Source organism: Kitasatospora sp. NPDC004614 (assembly GCF_042873675.1).
GTDB lineage: Bacteria > Actinomycetota > Actinomycetes > Streptomycetales > Streptomycetaceae > Kitasatospora.
In genome coordinates this window covers 436,038-461,500 of sequence record NZ_JBIALR010000002.1, presented here as the reverse complement: position 1 = coordinate 461,500, position 25,463 = coordinate 436,038, and the positions used below count along the sequence as shown (strand labels likewise).

16 protein-coding genes, 1 tRNA gene, 1 other RNA gene and 2 pseudogenes are annotated in these 25,463 nt (G+C 69.2%); 7 read left to right on the top strand and 13 right to left on the bottom strand.

What is annotated here, in order from left to right; translation table 11 throughout:
- Window positions 1-36 precede the first annotated feature (36 nt).
- The 4 genes from recR to ffs form a co-directional block, all read right to left on the bottom strand.
- Window positions 37-636, bottom strand: a complete 600-nt coding sequence (recR, locus tag ACFYST_RS07595; RefSeq protein ID WP_387640690.1) for a recombination mediator RecR — start codon at window positions 634-636, stop codon at window positions 37-39.
- A 160-nt stretch (window positions 637-796) separates the two neighbouring features.
- A complete protein-coding gene (locus tag ACFYST_RS07590; RefSeq protein ID WP_380487984.1) occupies window positions 797-1,108 on the bottom strand; it encodes a YbaB/EbfC family nucleoid-associated protein in 312 nt (103 codons plus the stop codon).
- A gap of 164 nt (window positions 1,109-1,272) precedes the next feature.
- A complete protein-coding gene (locus ACFYST_RS07585; RefSeq protein ID WP_387860722.1) occupies window positions 1,273-3,414 on the bottom strand; it encodes a DNA polymerase III subunit gamma and tau in 2,142 nt (713 codons plus the stop codon).
- Between the two features lie 63 nt (window positions 3,415-3,477).
- Window positions 3,478-3,568: signal recognition particle sRNA small type (gene ffs, locus ACFYST_RS07580), an RNA gene on the bottom strand.
- Window positions 3,569-3,710: 142 nt separating this feature from the next.
- Between ffs and ACFYST_RS07575 the strand changes: the two genes are divergently transcribed.
- Window positions 3,711-3,795, top strand: a tRNA-Ser gene (locus ACFYST_RS07575).
- 102 nt (window positions 3,796-3,897) lie between these two features.
- Here ACFYST_RS07575 and ACFYST_RS07570 read toward each other — a convergent pair.
- Together ACFYST_RS07570 and ACFYST_RS07565 are read right to left on the bottom strand one after the other, a co-directional pair.
- Window positions 3,898-4,489 (bottom strand): annotated as a pseudogene (locus ACFYST_RS07570) (IS5 family transposase); the annotation flags it as partial.
- Between the two features lie 436 nt (window positions 4,490-4,925).
- The gene (locus tag ACFYST_RS07565) at window positions 4,926-6,080 is read right to left on the bottom strand and encodes a hypothetical protein (RefSeq protein ID WP_387860721.1); all 1,155 of its coding nucleotides are present in this window, start codon (window positions 6,078-6,080) and stop codon (window positions 4,926-4,928) included.
- Window positions 6,081-6,233: 153 nt separating this feature from the next.
- On the opposite strand from ACFYST_RS07565, the gene ACFYST_RS07560 reads away from it, so the two are divergent.
- Window positions 6,234-6,491, top strand: coding sequence for a hypothetical protein (locus ACFYST_RS07560; protein ID WP_387860720.1), 258 nt, complete (start codon window positions 6,234-6,236; stop codon window positions 6,489-6,491).
- Between the two features lie 311 nt (window positions 6,492-6,802).
- On the opposite strand, the gene ACFYST_RS07555 is transcribed toward ACFYST_RS07560, so the two are convergent.
- The 3 genes from ACFYST_RS07555 to ACFYST_RS07545 are packed head-to-tail and all read right to left on the bottom strand — an operon-like array spanning window position 6,803 to window position 9,220.
- Complete coding sequence (locus ACFYST_RS07555; protein WP_387860718.1) at window positions 6,803-7,171, bottom strand: hypothetical protein; 369 nt, start codon at window positions 7,169-7,171, stop codon at window positions 6,803-6,805.
- A gap of 4 nt (window positions 7,172-7,175) precedes the next feature.
- Window positions 7,176-7,811, bottom strand: a complete 636-nt coding sequence (locus ACFYST_RS07550) for a GNAT family N-acetyltransferase (RefSeq protein WP_387860717.1) — start codon at window positions 7,809-7,811, stop codon at window positions 7,176-7,178.
- A 23-nt stretch (window positions 7,812-7,834) separates the two neighbouring features.
- Window positions 7,835-9,220 (bottom strand): hypothetical protein, encoded by a 1,386-nt coding sequence (locus tag ACFYST_RS07545; RefSeq protein WP_387860715.1) that lies wholly within the window; start codon window positions 9,218-9,220, stop codon window positions 7,835-7,837.
- Window positions 9,221-9,601: 381 nt separating this feature from the next.
- Between ACFYST_RS07545 and ACFYST_RS07540 the strand changes: the two genes are divergently transcribed.
- Genes ACFYST_RS07540 through alaS form a run of 4 tightly spaced genes read left to right on the top strand, consistent with a single transcriptional unit; the run spans window position 9,602 to window position 14,348 of the window.
- Window positions 9,602-10,435: an aspartyl/asparaginyl beta-hydroxylase domain-containing protein gene (locus ACFYST_RS07540; protein WP_387860714.1), complete on the top strand. Its 834-nt coding sequence runs from the start codon at window positions 9,602-9,604 to the stop codon at window positions 10,433-10,435.
- Between the two features lie 39 nt (window positions 10,436-10,474).
- Window positions 10,475-11,347, top strand: coding sequence for a hypothetical protein (locus ACFYST_RS07535; RefSeq protein WP_387860713.1), 873 nt, complete (start codon window positions 10,475-10,477; stop codon window positions 11,345-11,347).
- Window positions 11,344-11,943, top strand: coding sequence for an LOG family protein (locus ACFYST_RS07530; protein WP_387860711.1), 600 nt, complete (start codon window positions 11,344-11,346; stop codon window positions 11,941-11,943). Before ACFYST_RS07535 ends, ACFYST_RS07530 begins: the two co-directional genes overlap by 4 nt.
- On the top strand, window positions 11,940-14,348 hold the full coding sequence (gene alaS / locus ACFYST_RS07525; RefSeq protein ID WP_387860710.1) for an alanine--tRNA ligase: 2,409 nt from the start codon (window positions 11,940-11,942) through the stop codon (window positions 14,346-14,348). Before ACFYST_RS07530 ends, alaS begins: the two co-directional genes overlap by 4 nt.
- 80 nt (window positions 14,349-14,428) lie before the next feature.
- On the opposite strand, the gene ACFYST_RS07520 is transcribed toward alaS, so the two are convergent.
- From ACFYST_RS07520 to ACFYST_RS07510, 3 genes and pseudogenes are all read right to left on the bottom strand, one after another.
- Window positions 14,429-14,893 (bottom strand): GNAT family N-acetyltransferase, encoded by a 465-nt coding sequence (locus ACFYST_RS07520; RefSeq protein WP_387860708.1) that lies wholly within the window; start codon window positions 14,891-14,893, stop codon window positions 14,429-14,431.
- A gap of 342 nt (window positions 14,894-15,235) precedes the next feature.
- The gene (locus ACFYST_RS07515; protein WP_387860707.1) at window positions 15,236-19,837 is read right to left on the bottom strand and encodes a tetratricopeptide repeat protein; all 4,602 of its coding nucleotides are present in this window, start codon (window positions 19,835-19,837) and stop codon (window positions 15,236-15,238) included.
- 1,192 nt (window positions 19,838-21,029) lie between these two features.
- A pseudogene (locus tag ACFYST_RS07510) lies at window positions 21,030-22,421 on the bottom strand (IS1380 family transposase); the annotation flags it as partial.
- A gap of 319 nt (window positions 22,422-22,740) precedes the next feature.
- Between ACFYST_RS07510 and ACFYST_RS07505 the strand changes: the two are divergent.
- Window positions 22,741-25,128 carry a helicase C-terminal domain-containing protein gene (locus tag ACFYST_RS07505; protein WP_387860706.1) on the top strand — a complete coding sequence of 796 codons (2,388 nt, stop codon included), beginning with the start codon at window positions 22,741-22,743 and terminating at the stop codon, window positions 25,126-25,128.
- A 56-nt stretch (window positions 25,129-25,184) separates the two neighbouring features.
- Here the strand turns inward: ACFYST_RS07505 and ACFYST_RS07500 are convergent, their stop codons facing one another.
- Window positions 25,185-25,463, bottom strand: coding sequence for a type II toxin-antitoxin system RelE/ParE family toxin (locus ACFYST_RS07500; RefSeq protein ID WP_387860704.1), 279 nt, complete (start codon window positions 25,461-25,463; stop codon window positions 25,185-25,187).

Genomic DNA, 25,463 nt, shown 5'->3' with positions numbered 1-25,463 from the left:
TGAGCGGTGTCGGTTCGGTGAGCGGTGTCGGTTCGGTCAGACATCGAGCAGTCGTCTCCCTTCGAACGCCCGGCCGAGGGTGACCTCGTCGGCGTACTCCAAGTCCCCGCCGACGGGCAGTCCGCTCGCCAGCCGGGTGACCTTGAGGCCCATCGGCTTGCACAGCCGGGCCAGGTAGGTCGCGGTCGCCTCCCCCTCCAGATTGGGGTCGGTGGCCAGGATCAGCTCGGTGACCGTGCCGTCCGCGAGCCGGGTCATCAGTTCGCGGATCCGCAGATCGTCCGGACCGACCCCCTCGATCGGGCTGATCGCCCCGCCCAGCACGTGGTAGCGGCCGCGGAACTCACGCGTCCGCTCGATCGCCACCACGTCCTTGGGTTCCTCCACCACGCAGATCACCGCGAGGTCGCGACGCGGATCCAGGCAGACCCGGCACTGCTCGGACTCCGCGACGTTGCCGCAGACCGCGCAGAACCGCACCTTCTCCTTCACCTGCTGCAGCGCGAACGCCAGCCGCCGCACGTCCGTCGGATCGGCCTGCAGGATGTGGAAGGCGATCCGCTGGGCGCTCTTCGGACCGACTCCGGGCAGCCTGCCCAGCTCGTCGATCAGGTCCTGCACCACGCCCTCGTACACCGCCACGCCTTCCTTCGACCGGGGTTCGCACTCCGGTGCCATCATCCAACGAATCGGGCGCCGGACACACCGCCCGACGCCCTACTGGCTCATAAATCACACAACTCACTGGCAGCGAGCGTTCAGTAACCGCTCAGCGCTGCACGGTGCCGCGTGTGGTTCAGAACGGGAGGCCCGGGATGCCGCCGCCCAGGCCCTGGGTCAGCGGGCCCATCCGCTCCGCCTGGAGCTTCTGCGCCGCCGCGTTGGCGTCCCGCACCGCGGCCAGCACCAGGTCGCCCAGGGTCTCGGTGTCCTCCGGGTCGACCGCCTCCGGGGAGATGGTCACCGACGTCAGCTCGCCGGCGCCAGTCACCGTCACCTCCACCAGACCGCCGCCCGCGGAGCCGCGGACCACGGTCTCGGCGAGCTCCTTCTGAGCCCGGCCGAGCTCCTCCTGCATCTTCTGCGCCTGCTTCAGCAACTGCTGCATGTTCGGCTGGCCACCAGGGAACACGGCACTCTCCTCGATCCATCGGCACTCACCAGGCCGACGCGAACCACCGCGGGCACCCGCGCCGACACCTGCCCCCGAGCCTACGCGGCCGCCCGTCGGCCCCACGTCAGTTCCGGAAGCCCCGTGCTGCCTGCGACGACTCAGCCCGGACGGTGGTGGATCTCCTCCAGCACCGTCGCCCCCAGCTCCCGAACGATCAGGTCCTGCGCGGAGAACACGTCCTCGTTCAGGTCCGGGTCGTCCTCCTCCGGGATGTCGTCCTCCGGCGCCACCGCGGGGGGCGCCTGCACCGGCGGGGCGGCCGGCGCCTGCTGCACCGGCGGCGCGACGGGCGCGGACGGCTGCGGGGCCGGGGCCTGCGGAGCCTGCTGCACCGGCGGCGCGACGGGCGCGGGCGCGGACGGCTGCGGGGCGCGCGCCTGCGTGCCACCCCAGGCACCGCCCGCCGGCGCGGCCGGAGCCGGGGCCATCGGGGCGGCCGGGGGCGCGTACGAGACGGCCGACTGGCCGGACGGCGAGGACGTGCCACCCGACGGGTCGACGATGCACTCCACCCGCCAGTCCACACCCAGCGCGTCCGTCAGCGCCTGCTTCAGCACCTCGTCACTGTGGCTGCCGACGAAGCTGTCCCGGGCGCCCGCGTTCACGAACGACACCTGCAGGGTGCTGCCGTCGAAGCCCGCCACCTGGCCGTTCTGGCTGAGCAGGATCCAGGTGAACCGGCGGCGGTTCTTCACCGCCTCCAGGATCTGCGGCCACATCTGCCGGATCTGGCCCGCGCCCTGCTGCGCCGCCACCGAGGGCTGGGCAGTGGGCGCGGCCTGAGCCTGCGGCTGCGGGGCGTGCTGCTGCGGGGCAGGGGCCGGGGCCTGCGGGGCAGGGGCCGGGGTCTGCGGGGCCGCCGTGGCGGGCGGCGGCGGGGTCTGGTCGGCCGGGGGGAAGCTGCGTGCGATCGGCCACGCGCCCGGGGCCGGGCCCGCCGGGGCGGGTGCGGGTGCGGGTGCGGGGGCGGGTGCGGGGGCCGGGGCGGCGGGGGCCTGCGGCTGGGCTGCCGGGGCCTGCGGCTGCACGGGCGCCTCCACCGGCGCGGGCTGGAACGCCATCGGCGCGGCGAACCCGCCTGTGGCGGCCCGGCGCTCCAGCTTGTCCAGCCGGGCCTGCGTCGACAGCTCGTCCCCGTACGCGCCGGGCAGCATCACCCGGGCGCAGATCAGCTCCAGCTGCAGGCGGGGAGCGGCGTTGCCGCGCATCTCCGTCAGGCCGGTGTTGACCAGGTCCGCGGCACGGCTCAGCTCGGCCCGGCCGAAACGGTCGGCCTGCGCCTGCATCACCGCGACCCGGTCGGCCGGGGCGTCGATCAGGCCCTTCTCGCCCGCGTCCGGCACCGTGGCCAGGATCACCAGGTCGCGCAGCCGCTCCAGCAGGTCCGTGACGAACCGGCGCGGGTCATGCCCGCCCTCGACCACCCGGTCGACCACCTGGAACACCGTCGCGCCGTCCTGCGCCGCGAACGCGTCCACCACCTCGTCCAGCAGCGAGGAATCGGTGTACCCCAGCAGCGAGGTGGCCATCTGGTACGTCACACCGGCCTCGCCGGCACCCGCCAGCAGCTGGTCCATCACCGACATCGAGTCACGCACCGACCCGGCGCCGGCCCGCACCACCAGCGGGAACACCGAGTCCTCGACCTGGATGCCCTCGCGACCGCACACCTGCGCCAGGTAGTCGCGCAGCGTGCCGGGGGGCACCAGCCGGAACGGGTAGTGGTGGGTCCGGGACCGGATCGTCCCGATCACCTTCTCCGGCTCGGTGGTGGCGAAGATGAACTTCAGGTGCTCCGGCGGCTCCTCCACCACCTTCAGCAGCGCGTTGAAGCCGGCCGAGGTCACCATGTGCGCCTCGTCCAGGATGAAAATCTTGTAGCGGCTGTGCACCGGCGCGAAGAACGCCCGCTCCCGCAGCTCACGCGCGTCGTCCACACCACCGTGCGACGCGGCGTCGATCTCGATCACATCGATCGAACCCGGCCCGCCGGTCGCCAGGTCGCGACACGACTGGCACTCCCCACACGGCTCCGGGGTCGGCCCCTGCTCACAGTTCAGGCAGCGGGCCAGGATGCGGGCACTGGTCGTCTTTCCACACCCGCGCGGCCCGCTGAACAGGTACGCGTGGTTGACCCGGTTGTTACGCAGGGCCTGCTGGAGCGGGACGGTCACGTGCTCCTGCCCGATGACCTCCGCGAAGGTCTCGGGGCGGTAGCGGCGGTACAGGGCTAGGGACACGCCACCGACGATATCGGGACCAACGGACAAACGTGGCTCCACCACCACCGGCCCCGGAAACGCAAGGACCCCTCGCGCACCCGCCAGAGCCCTCCTACCCTTGCTGCCTTCCGGCCCTGGGGGGGTTCAGAGAGATGACGCCACACGAGGGGCTGCCCCAAGAGTAGCGGATCCCGGCCCCATTCCCCCCACCCACCCCAACCTCCTCCCCGATCTCCGATCCGCAGGCCACCCCCTCCACCCACCTGCGAGAGCGTGGTCGCAACCACCCCTCAACATGTACTAAGCTCTCCCACGGAGGATTCGCCTAGAGGCCTAGGGCGCACGCTTGGAAAGCGTGTTGGGGGCAACCCCTCACGAGTTCGAATCTCGTATCCTCCGCCTCCGCCCGCCAGGGCAAACGATGGCCCCGACCGCACAGCGGTCGGGGCCATCGTCGTCGTGCCGTGGTCTCACTGGGCGTTTCACCCCGGATTCTGATGATCAGGTTCCGCGCCAGGTGGGGGGTGTTCTCGCCGGTGAGTCGGCGGGTCATGAGGCTGATCATCGCGACGTGGACCATGGCTTCTGAACGGGCTGGGAGGGCTTCGTAGTCGCGGGCGAGACGACGGTGGTTCATGAGCCAGCCGAAGGTGCGTTCGACGACCCAGCGACGGGGCTGGACGACGAATCCCCTGGTGGCGGGGTCGCGGCGGACGATCTCGACGTCGATGCCGAGGATGGCGCCGTGTTCGACGACGGCGTTCTTGTAGCCCATGTCCGTCCAGGCCTTGCGGACGGCGGGGTGCTCGGTGGCGACCGCGGTCAGCAGTTGTCGGCCGGCGGTGCCGTCCTGCACGCTCGCGGCGGTGACCAGGACCATCAGCAGCAGGCCAATCGTGTCGGTGACGATGTTCCGCTTCCTGCCCACGATCTTCTTGCCGGCGTCGACGCCCTGCGAGGAGGTGGGGACGTTCGTGGAGGTCTTCACGCTCTGGGAGTCGATGATGCAGGCCGTCGGCTCCGGAGCGCGGCCCTCGGCGGTGCGGACCAGACGCCTCAACAGCCCGCTGAGCTGCTCGAACACCCCCTCTTCACCTGCGCCCGCTGCCACGCCCGCCGCGACTGGCTCCTCCTCAACGTCCGCCACCACATCTTCGTCCGTTGCCGCTGCGCGCACGAGTGGGAAGAGCCCGACCTCACCCGCGCGTACTTCGACCTGTACTTCACCGAGCCCGAACACGAGTGGGAGAACTTCGACGACGGCATGAGGGCGCTGGGCTTGGACGGCCTGCTCGCCGGGCACCACGTGGAACTAACGGGCCGAATTGCATTCGTTGGGACAATGCGACATGCGCCGATCAGATGGCCTGACGTGCGGCTCAGCCGGGGTCTGGGTCTTCGGCCTACACTCCGGCCGCGAGCGTTAGCCTGTGTCGGGTCACCGATGCAACGAGAGAGCACCTCGCCGGTTCTGAGTGGCTGTTATCGGGTGTCGGCCAGAGCGGTCCGGAGACGGTCGAGGTTCGCTCTCATCCTTCGCAGCCGCAAGAGCATTCGACATTGCCGTACGTGTCCGCGTCGTCGAGACGCGGGGCTGGATCCCACTCGGCAACTGTGGGGGCGAATGCCACTGTCGGCAGCTGGTCAGGGGCGATTCGGAACCGAGCCGTCCGGCGCTCTCGAATGGTGATCGCTTGTTCGGCGATCGCCTCGTAGGTGAAGATCAGCCGGCACCGGGCGGCAGCCTCCGCGAGTAGTACCGCGATCTCCACGGGCGGCCGGTTCCTGTGGCTAACCGCGAGCCTGTTGAACGTCGTCTGGTAGCTCTTGCAGGCATCGATCAGGAGCAGGAGCGCAGTCCGTTCAGGGGGCTCCGGAATCTCCAATTCAGGAATCAGTGGGTGGAGTTCCTTGCGGTTGAACTCCACCTGGGCATGGGGTTCGGTGGCTGCGGCGTCGAGCTCCTGACGCAGCGCTGCCGCAAGCTCTCCCACGTCACCGCCCCTTATGGCGAGCATGTCCAAGCGGTTGCGGACGATCGCCTCCTCGAGCTGGTCCGTGGTGGTCGCCGAGTCGGTAGGTCGGGTGGTCTCCGCGGCCTTCACGTTCTTCGTCCTTGGGGGCAGGTAGCCCTTCTCTCGGCATTCGGCCACCCACTTGCTGACGGTGACCTTGTTCGTGATGCCGAAGTGCCGACGGATGACGCTGCCGGGCGTCTTGTTCGTGCGCTCAGCGTGCCGGTGGAGCCAGGCAACTTTCAGCAGGCGGTCTGGTGCACTGCGTCGCCCCTGGGTCGGCAGCTCGGTGTCCTGCGTGACCATGATCGAGATCACGGACTCGGCCGACCAAGGCGAATTCAGCATCACCTCGGCCTGGTGCCGGGCGAGGGCGATGGGGAGCTGAGTGGAGTTCTGGATCCCGGTGAGGTCGGCATCGGGCTTCAACGACACGCCGATCGCGGTGATCTCGGCATCCCCATACCGATTCAGGCGGGCGTCGACATGGAAGTTGTAGTCACCGGACAGGTTCTTGATCTCGAACGACACGCGCTGGTCGCTGGTGAACATCATCTGTGCGCCGCCGGGCCCGATCATCCCGCCGAAGATCGCGTTTGACTGCTCCTCCCGCGCTGTCTCCTTACCCGCGTGAGCGGGAGACGGCTGCGGATCTGTGCTTTCGCTCATGGGCTAACTATCCGACAGAAAGCTAACTGGGCGGGCCTAGTGCTGCGCCCACAGCCCATCGGAAGCTGGACGTAGTCGGCAGCGACCCCGACATTACGGGGGCGTTCGATGTCGCCGGCTTCCGGTTTAGGCATGAGAAAGAGGTCCGACAACATGAGCATAGACACGGGCAACCCGAGTGGGAACGGGACCAACGGGAACCGTCTGCCCCTGCGCTGGCTGGTGATCATGTTCGGCGCGGCTATCGTCGCGGGGCTCGCTGGAGTGGCGGCGGGAGCAGCCGCCTTCGTTGGGGCGGAGGTCGTCGCGGAGCCGCAGTATGCTGCGGCGACGGGCATCGTCGCCGGCCTGGCAGCCGCCGCCACGACCTTCCTGAAGGCCATGCGGCAGCTAAACCAGCTCCTGGAGTAGTAGCAGTCCACCATGATGATCAAGCAGCCTTCGACCTCGTATGCCCTTCACGCTGACTCAGAGCGGCACCGACGCCGCGGCAGCGCGAGGACGCTTGCCGGGGTCCCCTCATGCTAGGTCTCCAGGGCGCGACCAGGCCGTTGTACTGACATCGACTGCCGCCGAAGGCCCCACAGAGATCAAACCCGAGGAATACGACACGGAAGGAATATCGACTCTCTGCCAGCCTGATATCTCCAGAATCCGTCGGGGTCAGCACACTTCAGCGCTGGCCCCGACAGTCGTGGTCTCAGGACCAGCCGGGGGCGAGGTCACCTGCCCGAGAACGACCAGCCGGTACGGCGGTGGCGGTCGGGGCGGCTGCTGATGGCACGTTTTCCACCTTGGGCGACTGCCGGTGCAGGACCGACCGGTTCGTCGTTGAGGAGGATCGAGCGCCACACCCGTTCCTGAAGTTCTCGGATGCACAGCTCGCAGCCGTACATGGCCGCCTGGGCTCCCGCGACGCTGGCCGGACCGATCCACAGGACCCTGGTCCACTGCTGGCCGCAGTAGAGCCAGCAGAATCCGTCGACCCAGTGGTTGCCGTCGTCACTCGACGGCGGGTCAGGCAACCCGCCGCGCGCGAACTCGGCGATGCCGGGGACCACCAGGCGTGGCGCAGAAAGTTCGGCGAGCACGGCCTCACCCATCCCTTGAGCCATCGCTGCCAGAAGTGCGGTCGGGGAACTGGGCTGCCGCCGTGTCAGGTTCGACGAGCTCGCCGGCCTCCAGCCCGTCGATGGGCATCCACTCGTGCTCCAGGATCGAGTAGGTGATCGAGTCGCGCCAGGCCCCGTTGACGAAGACGTGATCGCGGATGCGGCCGTCCTCGGCCATCCCTGCTCGCAGGAGCGTCCGGGCGGATGCCTCGTTGAGGGGGGATCGTGCGGCCCAAATCCGGTGCAGTCCGAGGAGGTTGAAGCCGAGGGCGGACAGGAGGTGAACGACCTCGGTGCCGTGGCCCTTGCCCCACTCGGCCGGGTGGAGGGCGAAGCCGATGGTGGCGGCCTGCTGGGGCTCCGTCGCCAGCCGCGCGTAGCCGATCAGGCGATGGTCGCCGTGATGGGTGACGGCGAGGCCGTACTCGGTCCTCGGGTCGTGCTTCGCCGAGTCGATCGAGCGGTCGACGATCGCCTGCACCTGATCCCGGGTGCGGGGCTCGAAGCTGAGGTGCCGGGTGGCCTCGGGGTCGCCGTAGATGGCCAGGAGATCGTCGGTGTCGCCGGGTTCGATCTCGCGCAGCGTCAGGCGGGGGCCGGTCACGTGGACTGAGGTCATGACCGCGGAGCCTATCCGCGGGCTCACCGGACGAGGACCGACGTCGGCATCGCGGTGAACGCCTCGATCTCCTCCCGCAGGCCGGCCACCGCGCCACCGCCCCGGTGCACGTCGGACGGCAGCGCGGCGTGGACGCGCTGGGCGCTGCTGGTGATGCCGAAGTTCCGCTGCTCGATGGGCAGGTCGAGCACGGGACGGACAGCCTCGGCCGCGCCTTCGATCTCGCCCCGGGCGATGCGGGCGAGCGCGAGGTCGGTCTGGGCGCCGGCCTCGTCGCCGAAGGCCCACTCGTCCTCGGTGGCGGTGCGGTACGCGGCGACGGCCGCTTCTGCCTGGGTCTCGCCGAGCGCGGGGTCCTCGCCGAGGTGCACGGTGGCCTCGGCGACGTAGTAGAGCTGCCGGGGAACTGAGAACGTCATGATGCCGCCGAAGCCGTCCAGGTCGTCGGGTTCGACGGCGGCCCGCGCGTCCTCGGCCCGGCTGATGGCGGCGCGAGTGGCCTCGCCGTTGCCGAGGAGGGCGTGAGCGCGGGCGGAGAGACAGGCGAGCCAGACTCCGGTGGTACCGCGGACGTTGCCGGTGACGGCCTGCCCGAGGTCGGCGTAGTCGGCGGCTTCGGCCGGGCGGCCGGCCCAGTAGGAGATGAGCGACTGCAGCGACCGGACCCAGGCGCGCATGGCGTGGTGGTCGGCGTTGTCGGCGCAGACGAAGGCGGTACGGGCCTGCATCATGGCGGCGCTCGGGTTGCCGAGGTCGTGGCTGGCCTTGGCCAGCATGCCGGAGGTGATTCCGGCGAGCAGGTACAACTCGCGAGCCTGCAGCGGCTTGACCCGGCCCTGCTCCAGGAGCCGGAAGGTCAGGTCTTGGACCTCCACCAGGTCGCCGAGCAGGGTCGGCAGCGCGAGTTTGGGGTACGCGACGGTGAGCCGCCGTACCTCGTCCTGGATCTGGCCCAGGGTCTCCGGGCCGACACTGCTTCCTTCCGCCATCGCGCTGAAGCGAAGCGCACGACGAGCCGCCATCGCGACCTGCCTTTCCAATTCCGTGGTGCCCGCGTCGAGGCGGGACTCGCTGCTGAACGGTCCTCCAGCGGGCAGAGTCGCTGCCCGCTCGGAAGAGAGAAGGGCAGGGACCGCCCGTGGCGGCGGGACGACGAGCGGAGACGGAGTGGCAGGTGCCGGGGCGAGCAGCCGGTCGACGCCGATGCCGAACATGGCCTCCAGCACTCGGCACTGATCCGGATAGGGGCGAGTCTTCACCCCGCCCCCGTACCAGCGCTCGAACTGCCGCTTGGAGACCGACAGACCCGCCAGGCGCGGATCTGCCTCGGTCTCGGCGAGCTGGGCTGCGGCGGCCTCGAAGCGGCGCCGGAAGGTCGCATAGACCTGCCAGTGCCGTTCCAGCGTCAAGACCCTTAAGAGCGTGGGAGTTTCAGCCACCGCGGATTCCTCCGGTCCCCGTTCGTCTGGTTCGACGATAGCCATGGGCGTCCGACAGGACACCCCTCCGCGCGTCTCTCGGCGCAGATGACGGCAGCCATGACGGCAGTCATGACGCACACGCCGACCGGCCGTCCCCAGCAGCGGAAATGACGGCGGGTCGGTGACGGCGGTCGTGCCGTATCGACGCCACGGCGGCCGAGCCATGCTGAACGACACTTCGCCATCCGTGAACAACTGGATGCGAAGCGTGAGGCCGACGGTCGCGAGCAACAGCGCCGCCCGAGCCACCCATCCAGCACCACGTGCGCACCGGCTCACCGTTCAAGGGCCGGCAACGGGAGGGAACCGATGGAGAGCACACTGACCGCGCTGGCCGGGCAGATCGCCCAGCTGGCGTCCGTGGACACCGCCCAGTTGGAGCGGATGCGCCACGAAGCCCTGACCGCCCAGGCCCCCTGGAAGGCGGAGTACAGCGCCTATCAGTCCGGGGGCTGGTGGACCACCTCGCTGATGAACGCCTCCGGTGACGCTGCCGACGTCATGATCAGCGACTGCGCTGCCCGTCCGACCGAGCTGTTGCAGCGCATGCCCGCCACCGCCGCGTACCTCGCCGACCTCGGGCTGAACTACATGTGGGTACGGCTCGCCCGGCTGGAGGGCAACGCCTTCCTCTGGGAGCACCGCGACTACGACGAACTCGACCAGGTCGAACGGCACCGCCTGCACATCCCGCTGCACACCAACAGCTCCGCCTTCCTGGTCACCGGCGGCACCAAGGTGCACATGGCCGGCGGCCGGATCTGGCGACTCACCCCGACCTACCCGCACGGGGTGTGCAACCTGCTCGGCCCGGACCGGATCCACCTGATCGCCGACGTCTACGCGGACGACACCTACCAGCAGTTGGCGCGGCGGCCCTCGCTCCACCCCACGGTCGCCGAAGCGCTGCCCGCCGCCGACCGAACCGTCCTGGCCGAATGCCTGGAGACCGCCCGCAACATGTCCACGCTGGGCTACACCGAGGCGGCCGAGCGCATGCTGCTGCGGCTCTTCTACATGTACGCCCTGCCCGAGGGTGCGGCCTACGACCTGATTGCCGAGCTGCACACCTCCCTCGGCGACTTGGAGGCCGCCGTCCGCTGGACGACGGCCAAGAGCCGCCTGCTCGCCCTGTCTGCCTGACCGCTGCCGGCTACACCGAAGCTCCGGAAGGAGAAGCACATGCCCACCCTGCAACTGGCAGAGATCACCCAGGCCAACCGGCCCGCACAGCTGCCGCTGCTGTCGAAGCTCTCCGACATCCTGGCGGCCTCCCCCGCCGTCACCCACCTGATGGTCCGTGGTTCCCTGGCGCAGGGCACCGCCGACCGGCTCTCGGACGTCGACTTCGTGGTCGGCGTCCAGGACGGCCAACTCCCCTCCTTCGTCAGGACGCTGGACGTCCTGATGTCCGTCGAGGCGGGCGCCCTGCTGCCCGGCTGGCGCGACACAATCGTCGCCGACCTTGGCGGGGTGGGGACGGTCTTCCTCGTCCCGGACGAGGGCCGACTCCACCAGATCGACCTGTACCTCGTGCCCGCCTCCCACATCCCGCGCCTGCGGGAGACGGTCAGCACCGCCGTCATCCTCGACCGCGCGCCCGAGCCGGCCCCCGCGCCGGACATCGCCGTGGCCGAGAGCTACATGCACTCGTTCCTCACCCGACCGCCCACGTGCAGCGAGCTGCTGATCGAGCACCTGGTCCTGGCCGTTCTCCTACACAAGCGGATCAGGCGCGGCCAGCGGTTCGTCGCGTACGCCGAGTGGCACCGGTTGCACACCGCGACGAAGGACCTGATCAAGGCCGCCCTAGCACCGGCGTCCAGGTTCTGGGGCTGGTACCAGCTGCGCGAGGAGATCGCCGCCACCCCGATCGGCCGGGCCTGCCTCGCCGACCTGGACGCGGCGATCAGCGGCCCGGCGATCCCGCAGGCGGCCGACGTCGACGCGGCGATCGAGCGCGTGCTGGGACTGGTGGAACGCGCCTGCCCGCAGGCCCTCGACGGCCTGCACGACGCCGTCGCGGCGTACCACACCTACCAGGAGCTGGCGTGACTGCACTCCACCTCGCGGGCCCGGCCGCAACCCGGGCTCGCGAGGGTCTGACCGCCGTCTTCTTCGGCGGCGTCGTTCCCGCCTCTGGGGAAGAAGAGCTCCTGGCCGAGGAGATCGGCCGGTCGGTCGGTGACGCCGGGTACCAGCTGCTGCACGGCGGCTACAACGGCCTGATGGAGGCCGCCGCCCGCGGAGCCGCGGGACGGGACGCCTTCGTCACCGGGGTCACCCTCGCCGGCAAACACGAAGAGTGGGGCGCGTTCAACCCGCACACCACCGTGTCCGTCCACCTGCCCGACCTCGGCGCCAGGCTCATCCACTACCTGGAGCACGCCGACCTGATCGTTGCGATGGGCGGCGGGGTCGGCACCCTGCACGAGCTGACCGCGGCGCTGTACTACGCCACCACCATCCGCCCGGTGCCGGTCTGCCTCGCCGGGCCGACGGCCCTTCGCCTCCTCGCCTTCCTTCGGGAGGAGAAGTGGCTCTTCGAGACGCCCACCCGGCCGCTCGGATTCCTGCGCACCGCCGACACGGCCGAGGACTTCCGGGCCCTGCTCGGTGCGCTCGACACCAGCCCGATCGGAGGAGCATGACCACCCGTCACGGCATTTTCTCCTTCGGCGACTACTTCAAGGCCGACGCCATCGCCTTCGCCTGGGAACTCCTCACCCAGGGCTACAACTTGGAGAAGGACCGGCTCTGGATCACCGTCTACGAGGACGACGACGAGGCCGAACAGCTCTGGCGCAAGATCGGCGTTCCCGCCGCGCGCATCCAGCGCCTGGGCATGAAGGACAACTACTGGTCGATGGGCGTCCCCGGACCATGCGGACCCTGCTCCGAGGTCAACTACGACCGCGGACCGGCCTTCGGCCGCGAAGGCGGCCCCGCCGTCGACGGCGAGCGCTACATGGAGATCTGGAACCTCGTCTTCATGCAGTACCAGCGCGGCAAGGGCGACAAGAAGGGCGACTTCCCGATCCTCGGCGAACTCGCCCAGCAGAGCATCGACACCGGCCTCGGCCTCGACCGCCTCGCCGCGATCCTCCAGGGCGTCGAGAACGTCTGCGGCACCGACCTGCTCCTGCCCACCCTCACCACCGTGCAGGAACTCGCCGGCCGCGACTACCCTGGCACCGGCGAGCAGAAGACCTCCTTCCAGGTCGTCACCGAGCACGCCCGCTCGATCGCCTTCCTGATCGCCGACGGCGTCCTGCCCGCCAAGGACGGCCGCGGCTACGTCCTGCGCCGCCTGATGCGCCGGGCGATCCGCCACGCCCGCATGCTCGGCATCGACGGCCCGGTCCTGCCCGCCACCACCGCGAGCGTCATCGGCAACCTCGGCGACGTCTGGCCCGAACTGCGTACCCAGTCCACGCTGATCAAGCAGGTCGTCGCTGCCGAGGAGGAGTCCTTCACCCGCACCCTCACCCAGGGCACCCGGCTGCTGGACGCCGCCATCACCCGCACCCGCACCGCGGGCCCCACCTCCCTCACCGGGGACACTGCCTTCGAACTGCACGACACCTACGGCTTCCCCGTCGAGCTGACCATCGAGGCCGCCGTCGACGCCGGCCTGACCGTCGACGAGGACCGCTTCGCCACCCTGCTCGCCGAGCAGCAGCAGCGCGCCAAGAGCGGTGGCAAGGCGAAGACCGCCGAGGCCCTGCGCCGCCAGGACACCTACCGCGAACTGTCCGCCCGCCACGGCCGCACCGACTTCGTCGGCTATGACCGGCTGACCGCCGAGGCCACCGTCCTCGGCCTGATCTCCGACGGCGCCGTCGTGCCCGGAGCCGACCAGGGCAGCACCGTCGAGCTGATCCTCGACCGCAGCCCCTTCTACGCCGAGTCCGGCGGCCAGGTCGGCGACACCGGCACCATCCGCACCACTGATGGCGCCGTCCTGGAGGTGCTGGACACCAAGCTCGGCCTGGAGGGCTTCCACGTCCACACCGTCCGCATCCTCGAAGGCGAGATCCGCAGCGGCCAGTCCGCCGAGGCCCTCGCAGACGGACCGCGCCGGGACGCCGTCGCGCGCTCCCACTCCGCCACCCACGTGCTGCACGCCATGCTCCGCCGCACCCTCGGCAACCACGCCCGCCAGCACGGATCCCTCGTCGACGCCGGACGGCTCCGCTTCGACTTCGCCCACTTCTCCGCCGTCGACCCCACCCAGCTCGCCGCCACCGAGACCCTGGTCAACGACCACCTCCTCGACGACCCCGAGGTCCGCATCTGGCACGCCACCCGCGCCGACGCGGAGGCCGCCGGTGCGACGGCTCTGTTCGGCGAGAAGTATGGCGACCACGTCCGCATCGTCGACATCGGCGACTTCTCCCGCGAACTGTGCGGAGGCACCCACGTCGGCCACGGCTCCAACGCCGGCCCCGTCCGCATCCTCGGCGAAGCCTCAATCGGCTCCAACCTCCGCCGCATCGAAGCCCTCACCGGCCGCGACGCCCTGAACTACTACGACACCGAACGCCGTCTCCTCGAAGAACTCTCCACCCTCCTCAGCACCCGCCCCGAGGACGCCCCCGACGCCCTGCGCAAGCGCCTCGACGCACTCACCACCGCCCAGCAGGAACTCGGCCGTCTCAAGGACGCCGAACTGCGTGAACAGGCCCGGCGGCTCGCCGCGTCCGCCCGCGCTGTCGTCGGCGGCCGAGTCATCACCGAGAGGCTGACCGGCCTCAACCCGGAGGATCTCCGCCACCTCGTCGGCGAGACCGCAGCCCTGATGGCCCCCGACCGCGCCGTCGTCGTCCTCGGCAGCGAACACCAGGGCAAGGCCGTACTCGCCGCCGGGATCACCCGCGCCCTCCACGAAGCCGGCACCCAGGCCAGCCAGATCCTTTCCCCCGCAGCCCGCGCCGTCGGAGGTGGAGCCGGCGGCAAGGGAGCCGTCGCCAGCGCCGGAGGCCGACGCGTCGAAGCCCTCGACGAAGCCCTCACAACCGCCGCCCAGGAGGCCGAACAGCACCTCGCCCGGTAGCAGCCGCACGGCAGAGAACAGCGCTCGGTGGGCGCGTCCCCAGCTTGGGGACGCGCCCACAGCCATTCCATAGCCGGCGGTCATCCTGCAGACAGGGCCTTCGAAAGAACGACGCTCTCGTAGTTCGTCACATCCCAACGCCAGCTACCGACCGGCACATATCCCCGCCGCCGGTACCAGCCGACCAACTCGATCGCCTCGACCGACGTGTCGATGACCACCTCGGTCGCGCCGAGGGCTGTGATCCGCTCCTCCGCCAGGGTCAGCAGCCGTTGCCCGAGGCCCGTCCCCCGGTACGCGGGATCCACCGCCAGTTGCCAGAACGAGCCCGCTCCCGCCGGGGCTGGGTACCCGTCCGGCACCTCGTGCGGGGCCGACAACGTCACTAAGCCCACCAACTCAGTCCCCTGCACTGCTAACCAGCACTCGCCCCTTCCTAGTCGGATGGCCGTGTCCTCCACCGACTGGTAGGAGGCAAAGAAGGCCCGCCCTGCTGCAGCGTGATCGGCGTAAGCCCGGTGGAGGAGGCTCGTCAGCTCCTCCACCGAGTCGCGCCCGGCGAACCGTCGCACCACAAGCCGATCACGCACTGTGAACGATGTCGGCACTCGGGCCGGTGGTTTAGGCACGTGATCAAGTGTCGGCCGGGTAGCGACAGACCGCCCGCTAGACGTCGGACCCTGGTCTCAGTTTTGGTCTCATTCACCCCCGTCCAGCCGGGTTCAGCCGCCGCCCAACCGCTCGCTCCGCCGCAGGTCAGAACGAGCGTGAACCCAGACGGCAGCGTTCGAGAGGGGGCATTCCTGGCAACCAGGTAACAGGCGACTGCAGGCGGCAGGCACTCGCGATGGCCCGTCGGCTTGCATTGCTCCGCTTTCTGGCCGAGCTCAACGGGTCCTGCCACAGCAGTGCTTGAACTTGCGCCCGGTGCGCATCATGCACGGGCACGGTGCGTTCCTCCTCGGGCGGGCCACGACCAGCGGCACAGTGCCGCCGACGGTCTGCCCGGTATCCATCGCCTGCAACAGGTAGCCCGGGTCGTCAGCCGCCATCCCCTGAAGGTTTCGGCCGACCACGATGATCAACGTTCCCTCCCGGGCGGCCCGGTACCAGTGGGGGAAGAAGTTGAGTGGCATGCCGTCCAGCAAGGCTCCCGAGGGGCCAGAGACGGTGAGCCTGTTGTCCACCAGGCGCGCTTGAAGGTCGCGGTTCCGCACTCGGGGAATGGTCCTGAAATCCAGCACGTCGCCATCTTGCAAGCCCTCGAGCACGCTCCGGAGATCGGTGAACCCGGCGGCGAGGTGGGAATCCAGGACCAAGTCTTGGATGGGCCCATCGCCGACCGACCCCCATCCGCCGTAGCAGTCGACGATAATGCCTGCCGTGTCGCCGCCAAACAGGATGCACTCGACCTCGGAGATGATCTTGGGCGCCTTCGGCGCTCTCCCAGCGAGCTGGATCACCTTGGAGCCCACGCAGTGTGGGTGGGCCAGGCGCACAACCTCGTGCTCAAGCTCCGGGTGCTGAAACAGCAGCAGTTCGGCCTCGCTGGCCTCGTCGATCACCAACTTGCAGGCTTCACAGACCTGCCGAGAGCTGGCAAGCCGAGCGATCATTCGTGTGATGTCATGGCCGGCCAGCTCGCGCTGGACCGACGAGGCGACATTGATTCGCCTCCCGTCCCGAGCGGGTGTCAGCTGCTGCCGATCATTGTCGGCTGAAGCGAGGAGACTCCGGCTGGCGGGCTGCAAGCGGGCCCGAATGGATTCCAGGACTCGGCGGTCCTGCAGCTTCTGCGGGCCGAGCAAATCGCTGAGCGTGGGCTCGGTAGCGTTCGGTTCGCTGCGAGCGTGAAGACGACGCAGCTCAAGGAGCGCGTTTCCCGCCCCCGACCAGTCTCCGATGCGCTGGTCGACACCGAAGGCCTCGCGTGCGTGGTGCCGCGCGGCATCGATCTGTCCGAGCGCCTTATAGGCGCGCGCCAAGTTCATCAGACAGGGCGCCAGCAGAGTGTCGTCGTCGAGATCCTCAATCAAGGCCAGGGCCTGGTTGAACCGTTCAACGGCCGACGCATGATCGCCTGTATCCGCACAGCGGGCACCGATATTGACATGGATGGCTACCTCCAGGGAACGCATCCCTAGCTGCTGCGCCGAAGGCATAAGGCGGTCGAGATCGGCAACGGCCTGCTCAGGATCTTCTCCGTACAGCAGGCAGACGGCTGCCTGTGTCTCGGCGGTGAGGAGGACGTGCAGATCCTTTTGCGCTACGGCGAGATCCGCGGCTTTCCGGTACTCGTTGAGGGCCTCGGGCCAGTCCCTATTGCGGGCGTTCACGTTCGCAAGCGCCATTCTTGTGCGCAGGATGGCCGTGGCGTCGCCAGCGCGGTCGCATGCATCGAGTGATCTGGTGATCATGGTCTTGGCCTCTGTGTGGAGGCCACGGCGCGAGTAGAGGATGGCAAGCGCCCGGTCTGCGTGGGCTCTGGTAAGTGGCAGGGCGTCGTCCGAGGTAACGGAGGCGACCTGCTCCAGCATCCGAGCGCCCTCCTGCCACTGCCCTGAGACAAGGAGGGCTTCCCCCAAGGCGGTCCTCGCCTGCGCCCTAGCGTGCTTGTGCTCGGTGCCGTCGAGCAGACCTACGGCCTCGGTCAGCAGGTTCACGGCTCGACCGATTCGACCTGTACGCCATACAAATTCCGCATTCTTCTGCAAAGCCTGCGCTAGTACGCCGGGGTTCCCAGTGTGGCGAGCCAAGTCCTGAGCTTGAGTAAAGAAGGCTTCCGCTTCATCCAAATGCCCGGCGCCTCCGTGGTAGGACGCCAGGTAGGCCACCGCCTGGGAGGCATGGTCGTAGTCGCCGATATCTACCCCCAGCCGCGCGCATTCGCCTAGATATGCGACAGCCGTGTCGATCTCTGCCCGCTCGGCGGCCCGCTCGCCCAGACGATACAGCGCCCGCACCTGACCCTGGACATCTCCGGTGTCCCGGTAGATCGCCAGCGCCGCGTCAAGCGGCTCAACGGGTGCGGAGTCCGGCCGATCCTGCGGGGGCGTCTCGGCAAGTGCCATCAGGGCCGCCGCCTCCAACGCCCGGCTTCCCACCGCGCGGGCCCGTTCGATGTCCTGAGCGGCCTGCTGCGAAGCCTCAGCCATACGACCGCCAGCACGCAGAAGGGTGCCGAGCGCGCCGCGGTTCCACAGTTCCGCAGTGGTTCCTACCTTCAAGAGACTGCGGCTATTGCGCAGGTAGCGCTCGGCCCGGCGCACCTGACCAACAGCGAGATAGGCCTGACCCAGGTTGCCAAGGGCCTGGGCCAGCACCTGCTGCGAGCCGGTGATACGCCAGTACGGCAGTCCCTGGCGCAGGTAGGGGATGGCGTCGCGGGCGCGTCCGAGATTGATGAGCAAGGAGCCCATGGCCAGCTCCGCGAGGTGCATCAGGTGTGGATCGTCGGCGTCGTGGGCGGTCCGGGCTGCCTGGTGGTACAGGTCGGCGGCACGCTGACTATCGCCGAGGTGGGCGGCAGCCATGGCGAGGTTGTTCAGGGCTGTTGCCATCCACTCGGGGTTATCGGACCGGGTGCCAGCCTCCAAGACACACTGGTAGACACGGTCGATGTCACTCCAATGGCTGCCATGCCACAGAGCGGCAGTGTGGTTGGCCGCGAGAGTGACGAGCGGGCCCCAGGCCTGGTGGTCCCGGGCAAGTTCGACCAGAGCAACCGCGCCTGGCCGGTCCGCGTTCAGTTGCTGCAGGGCCTGCCGGTTGTTCGGCGCCGGTACGGTGGCTTCCTTATCGGCAAAACCAATCGATTCGGTGGCCGATTCTGCACGGGCGGCCGCCATCAGACAGGCATGCCGAATTGCGGTCTCGCGGCACTCCATCGCGGTCGAGGCGGACTTGAGGCGGGCGAAGCGATGCAGGATCTCGTGAAAGACGTAGCGGTCTTCGTCAACCTGCTCGATGAGACTCAGCTCGAACAGTTCGTCGAGGAGTTCCGCTACAGCGTCGAGGCGGATATCTGCCAGTTGCTCCGACGAGGCAATGGCGGCGGCAGCGATGTCGACGGTGATGGACATGTGCGGCAGGATCCCGAGCACCGTGAACAGATGCTCCTGCTCCTCATCCAGAGCAGCAAAGCTTCGCTCGATCACAGGTTCGATAGCGGTCCGACCGGCCCGCAAGGCCCGCAGTCCGTGGTCAGGACTCGCGATGTCCTGGATGAACCGGTCTGGGTCGACCTTCGGACGCCTCGCCAAGTGGGCTGCCGCGATGTGCAGCGCGAGCGGATGTCCACCGCAGGCCTCGGCCAGGTCCGACACTTGTTCATTGGTCAACCGCCTCGGCCCGGCGACTGCCGTCACGAGCGCTTGGCTGTGCTCGACGGGCAGGGGACCGATTTCGACGGAGTGGACCAGTCCGGCAAGGCCGCTGAGCCTAGACCTGCTAGTGCACACGAGCGCGAAGGGACCGTCCATCTGCAGCACCTCCAACAACGCCTCCTCAGAGACGATGTCGTCCACCAGCAGGAGGACTCTACGGTCGGCCAATGTTGCGCGCAGGAGAGCGCGACGCTGACCACTCACCTCGGGGATTGGATCACCGATAGGCCGAAGAGCCTGGAGGAGCATCGACACTAGGTCGACCTCGGATCCGTCGTTACCACCAAGTGCCAGATCGAGGTGGTACTGGCCGTCGGGATAGTGCTCCTCCACCAGCCGCGCCAGTCTCAGAGCCAGACAGCTCTTCCCGATGCCTGGCCCGCCGGTGACGAGCACTGAGCGTCTTCCGTCGGGATCGGGCGTTTGGAGAGCCGCCAACGCATCCGCGAGCGCATCCTCGCGCCCGATCAGCGGCCGCAGCTCTCGCGGCAATCCGTAGCCGGCAGACAATCCGGACAGCGCTCGAGATGCGTCCAGCTCCTGAAGCAGCGCATACAGACGGGCCAGGACATCGCCGGGCAGGACCGCGTCGGCATTGGCGTGGCGCACATCCTCGTTATTGTCGAGGAGTCGGCAGATCTTGTCGTAGTGCCAGACTTCCCAACCCTTGACCGGCAGATTCAGCTGACGTACGCGCTCGCGCACGGCCTCATGGACACGGTCGGTACCCCCGCTGCCCGGAACAGCGGAGAGGACGACGTTGGTGGTGATCAGGAGATAGTCGGGGATGCGACCCTTGCGGACCCGATTGGAAGCAGGATCGCCCCACGCATCCAGCTCCGCCTTGATATGGCCGATCAGCCAATCAGCGTCCTTGCCCGTACCTTCTGGACGACTACGAAACTTGGCCTGCAATACGCCGTAGCCGGTCCATGGAGTATCAGGGTCCGGGAAGTGCGTCAGCCCCTGGAAACTGGCTTCCCGTCCGCCGTCAGGACCGTCGCCGAAGATCTCCACTGATGCCCCGAGAGTCTTCAGGGCAAGAGCCTGGGACAGTTCCTCGAACCGCTGAGCACCAAGGCCGGTCAGCACATAGGGCGTCATGCCGACCATGCTGACGCATACCGCTGACAACGGGGTGTGGGTGGAAGGGTCTTGGCTGACCAGGGCCCTGGATCATGCGACACCGAGCCGGCGGTCGATAACTTCAGCGGAGGAACCTCCGAGTTGACGCCGTGCTGTTTGCGAGCGGCTGCTGCCGAGCAGGTCGCTCCGGTCCCCTGTAGCCCGCCCTTACGAGAGGCGGTGTTTGAAGGGGTCGCATGGCTGGTCCTGGTCCAACGAGCCAACCACCCAGTCAGGTGAAGCTACCGGCCGCCCGCCACTGGTCAGAACGGATGCGAACCCGACCGGCGGGAGCTTGAGGGTCCTGGAGTCACCCGCCACCTCGAAGGTCTCGCTCCTGGTCTCAGTTGTCCTGAAGTCGCACGTCCAGACAGGCGCTGAGGACTACGGTCGCTCCACTCGACTACTGGAGGCCAGCATGGTGGAAAACAAGGAACGAACCTGCGGGCGACCGACCCGCGCAGGCACGCCGTGCCGCGTTCGCGTATCCGGCTCGGATGTCGCCTGCAGTACCCATGCGACGGACGAAGATCGCGCAGTGGCAAAGGCTCACCGGCAGGGTTGGAGCGAGGGATACAAGGCAGGCTGCGAGTCTGGAGCCAGTTCGGCGAAGCTGAAGATCGAGTGGCTGGAGCGGCGGGTTGCGGAACTCGCCCAGCGGCTCGACGAGGCCACTCGCATCTACGAACTTGGCGGCCACCAAGTCGTAGACGTAGGTGGGTACGCATACCGGTGGCGAGGCGGAGATCAGCTCAAGGTAGGCGATCGGGTGCTGCTTCTGGAGAACTACGTGAGCCGCATGAAGCACGGCCCGGGACCGGTAATCTGGTCAGCCAGCTGGGCACGACGTATCGGGGCACGCTCTCCTTCATCAGCGGGCGGGTGCCAGCGGTGGAGGATCAGGCGTAGAACGCACCAGCAGGCCGTTTCCCCCGGCGATAACAGAGCTCGTATCCTCCGCCTCCGCCCGCCAGGGCAAACGAGGGTCCCGACCGCTCAGCCCGGATCCACCGGCCTGATTCGTGGGTGATCGTTTCGGGTGCTGCCGGTTGACGGCCTGGGTGAGGGTATGGGGTGGTCGCTGGTCTGCCCAGCTTTTCCACGTCTGTCCTGGTCGGGCCCTCGCGGGCGGGTGGTCGGGGTGGTCAGCAGGCCGGCGGGGGGTGGGTGGCGTCGAACAGGTCGGCGGGGGGTGGGTGGCGTCGAACAGGTCGGTGAAGGCGTGCTGCCAGGGCCAGCGGGTCGGCAGGTGGAGTGTCAACCGGCGTGCGGTGCGGGCGAGTCGGGCCGGGACGTGGACCAGGTGTCCGCGGATCGTGGCCGTGGTCGCCTTCGCGTGGAAGGGCCCGGCGAGTGCGCCGGCGGCCCGCAGCAGGTTGTGCGCGATCGCCCACAGGGTCAGCCAGGCGGCGTTGGCCTGGAAGTTCCCGGAGGGCAGGTGGGCCAGCGCAGATGCCTTGCCGTCCGCGATGACCTGCTCGATCACCGCGTGCCGCCGGTGCTGCAGCTCGGCCCCCAGCGTCTCGAAGGGGCTGTCGGTGAACACCGGGTGGTAGCGCCAGGCGGCGAACAACTCGCCCTGCCCCGCGACGACTTCCGCGTTCAGGCGCCGGACCCGGCGCACGATCAGCCGGGCGGTGACCTGCTCGGCCTTCCGGCGTCCGGTGAACGCCGTGTACTCGGTCTCGGCGACCTCGGCGTCGGAGACCAGCTCGCCGGTGCCGGGGTCGACGAACGCGTCCGGGTAACGGATCGCCGTCCACGCAGTCCCGGGGATCGCGCTGATCGCGGCGGCGACATGCGGGTTCATCCGCACCGTCACGGAGAAACGGGCGTCCGCACGGCGGCAGGCCGCCACCACGTCGGCGTTGTAGAACTGGCTGTCCGCCCGCACCACCACCGTCCCCGTCGCACCGGCCTGCCTGGCTGCCGCGACGGCCTCGGCGGTGAACGGCCCGGCACCGCGCGCGTCGGACGCCTTGCCCCGTCGCAGTCTCACTGACGCGATCACCGGCCGTGCGAGCGGTGTCGACAGCGTGGCCAGGATCGGGTGGAGCGTGCGGACGCCCTTGAACCGGCCGACCTCGGCGCCCTGCTTGGCGCGTCCGAACACCCGCCGGTGAGTAGGGTCGATGTCCACGAACGCCACCTCGCCGACATCGGGCAGCAGCGGCGTCGCTTCGGCGAGCCGAGCAAGGAACTCCCGGTGCGTGGCGTGGAGTTGGCGGTTGTGGCCGTGGGTGAACGAGCGCAGGAACGTGCCCAGCGTCGAGGGCGCGCGTACCCCGTCGAACAACCTGACCGTCGCCCCGACGCGCAGCCGGTCGGCGTCGTCGATCGAGTCGGCCCCGGCGCACATCGCCGCCACCAGGCTCATCGCCTTCGCCGCCGCGTTCGCCCCGCCGCTGTTGCCGGCCCCGTCGATCCGCAGCCGGTCCGCGACCAGGCCCGGCAGACCGAGCCGCTCGGCCAGGCGGACCAGCGGGACCAGGCCTGCGTCCGCTACCAGATTCGACTCGTCGAACACGGCGGAGACCCCCGCTGGGGCATGGGAAGATTGCACTTACGGGATGCCTTGCTGATTGTGCGTGCTGGAGCTTAGAGAACTCCCATCATCGCAGGTCGCAAGGCATCCCTTTGCTCCGTCGCACCTCTTCAGTGGCGATCGGCCGGTGGATCCGGGCTCAGCGGTCGGGGCCCTCGTTGTGTTCGGGACGCGAGCCGGAGTGGTGGCCCGAGGCGTTCTCCGGCATCATCCAGCCCTTCGTGTGACGCGCGACCCTTTTCGTACGCCATCCTGGAGCCCCGGCCGGTCCCGCGACGGAACGGCGGTACTCCTGCGTGGCGAGGTGTTCCCCATAAGCAAGACGAACGGTTCGGCCATGGCGGCGTGGCTGCGCGGACTCGACGCACCCGGGTTGGAACGGGTCCTGGCGGCGCGCCCGGATGTGGCGGTGGCGCCGGAGCCGCGGTCGGTCGGTGAACTGGCGGACCGTCTTCAGCGCCCGGCGTCAGTGGCACTGGCCCTGCCCCGGCTCGCACTGCCGTGCCTGCAAGTGGCGGAGGCCATCGCCGCGCTGGGGTCCGTGTCCCGGGACGACCTGGCCCCCTTCCTGGACGCGGCGGACGGGGAACGCACCCGCGGGTTGGACGTGGCCCTGGAGGCGCTGGCCGATCGTGCTCTGGTGTGGCCGGGCCACGACGGGGTGCTGCACATGGCAGCACCGCTGCGGCACGCATGGGACTCACCCCTCGGGCTCGACGCCCCGCTGGCGCGTCTGCTCGCAGGCACGAACTCCGACGAACTGGGCCGCGTACTGGCGAAACTGGGCGTCAAGCCGGCTGCCAACAACAAGTCACGACGATTGGCGGCGCTGATCGACCATCACAGCGATCCGGAAAAGGTCGCCGCGCTGGTGGCCAAGGCTCCGGGGGCGACGAGGAAGCTCCTTGAGCAGCGTGCGAGCCGGCCTCCGAAGCAACCGGCGTTCATCATGTTCACAGGGTCGCAGTCCGGCTCCGAGCCAGGCGAACAGTGGGCGCTGGAGCGGGGGTTGCTGATCCGGGACCGCCATCGGTACGGGTCGGCCCGGATGCCGGCAGAGGTGGCACTCGCGGTGCGCGGGCCCGGCTGGTTCGCTCCGTTCACGCCCGTCCCGCCGGTCGTGCGATCGGTGTCCATCACTGCTTCACAGATCGAACGGGAGGCCGCAGCCGCCTCGATGGCGTTCGCCGCCCATGCCGCGTCGGTTCTCAGGGTGTGCGCCGTCACTCCCCCGACTCGGCTCAAGGCTGGTGGGATCGGCGCACGCGAGTTGTCCCGGATCGGCAAGGCGGCGCAGTGCGACGAGATCGTGGTCCGCATCGCGCTGGAGGCGGCGAACGGTGCTGGGCTGCTCGCCCGGGACGGTGACCGGGTCGCGGCGACCGCCGGCTACGACGTCTGGGCCGAGAAGGAGCCGGCCGACCAACTCGCCGTGCTTCTCCAGGCGTGGTGGACACTCCCGCTGTCCCCCGGCGGCAGCCGCGACGAGGACGGGAAGGCTCTGCCTGCCCTCGCCGGCCCACCGGCCTGCGGGGGCTGCGTACAGGGTCGGCACGGACTGCTCTCGGCCGCGTCACAGCTCCCGGCCGGCGAAGGCGCGTCGAACCCAGCGGAGTTGGGGGCGCTGATCGTGTGGCACCGGCCGCTCGCCGACGAACTCCCCCAGGACGCCACGCCGTTCGCCACCCTGATCCGTGAAACGGAACTGCTCGGCGCACTCGCCCTCGGGGCGCTGTCCCCCATCGGGACCGCGCTGCTCGCCGGTGACACCGCCGCGCTGGCGGACGCCTGCCGGCAGCTACTGCCCGCCGCCAGCGGGACCGCCCGCTTCGGCAGCGATCTCACGGCCATGGTTGCCGGTACGCCATCAGCAGCCATCGCCACGTTGCTGGACTCCGCCGCAGACCGGGAGACAGCCGGGACGGCGTCCGTGTGGCGGTTCAGCCCGGGAAGCGTCCGCCGCGCCCTCGACGCGGGCCTGACCCCCGACGCGATCACGGCCGACCTGGCCGCCGTCGCCGTCGAACCGCTTCCCCAGCCGCTCTCGTACCTGATCCACGACACCGCGCGCAGCCACGGCCGGGTCCGTGTCGTCTCCGCAGCCAGTGTGATCCACGGCGGGGAACCGGCTCTCCTGGCCGAACTCGCTGCCCACCGCAAGCTCGCCCAGCTCGGCCTACGGCAATTGGCACCGACCGTCCTGATCAGCCGGACCCCGCCGGACAAGACACTCGCGGCACTGCGATCGGCGGGCTATGCCCCCGTCGCCGAGAAGCCCGACGGCACCGTCCGCGTCGAGCGGGCCGAGCGCCCCCGCGCAGCGCCCCCGATCCCGTCCCCGCGCCTGCCCCGCGGCAGGTCCCGGCCGCAGCAACCGGAGAGCCGTACCGTCGACTTGAGTGCCCTCGCCGCCCGGCTACTGGCCGGCCCGCAGGACATCCCGGAGCCCGACCCGTGGGACGGCCGCCCCTACGGCAGTGACACCGAGGAGATCATCGCCGGGTACGCGCGCAACCTGTCCTTCACCGACGTCCGCCAGCTGGCCCACGCGGTCAACGAGGGCCTGGCGGTCACCATCGAGTACATCGCCACTTCCGGCAACGAGACCATCCGCACCCTCAGCCGTCTAGATCTCGACCCGCCCTACCTTCAGGCCTGGTGCCATCTGCGAAACGACGAACGCGTATTCACCATCTCCCGCATCCACGGGGTGATGCCCGGGTAGCCAACGCCGTCGTCGGCCTCCTGTCATGGGACCTCCGGTTGGGCGGCCGAAGTCGCCTACAGGTTGCGGTAGACGTCGCGGCGGTTGCCGACAGTCAGGACCCACACGACCAGTTGGCCGTCCTCAACCGTGTACACGACGCGGTAGTCCCCGACCCGCAGTCGCCAACGCGCACTGTGCCCCTGAAGGGCTTTGGCATCGAAGGCCCCGGTGTCCCCGTCGTCCAGCGCCTTCTGGAGATCAGTGAGGCGATGCAGGACACGCACGGCATCAGGCCGGGGAATCCTGAGCATGTCCCGCTGGGCGTGCGGTGTGAACCGCGTGACGTAGCCCAT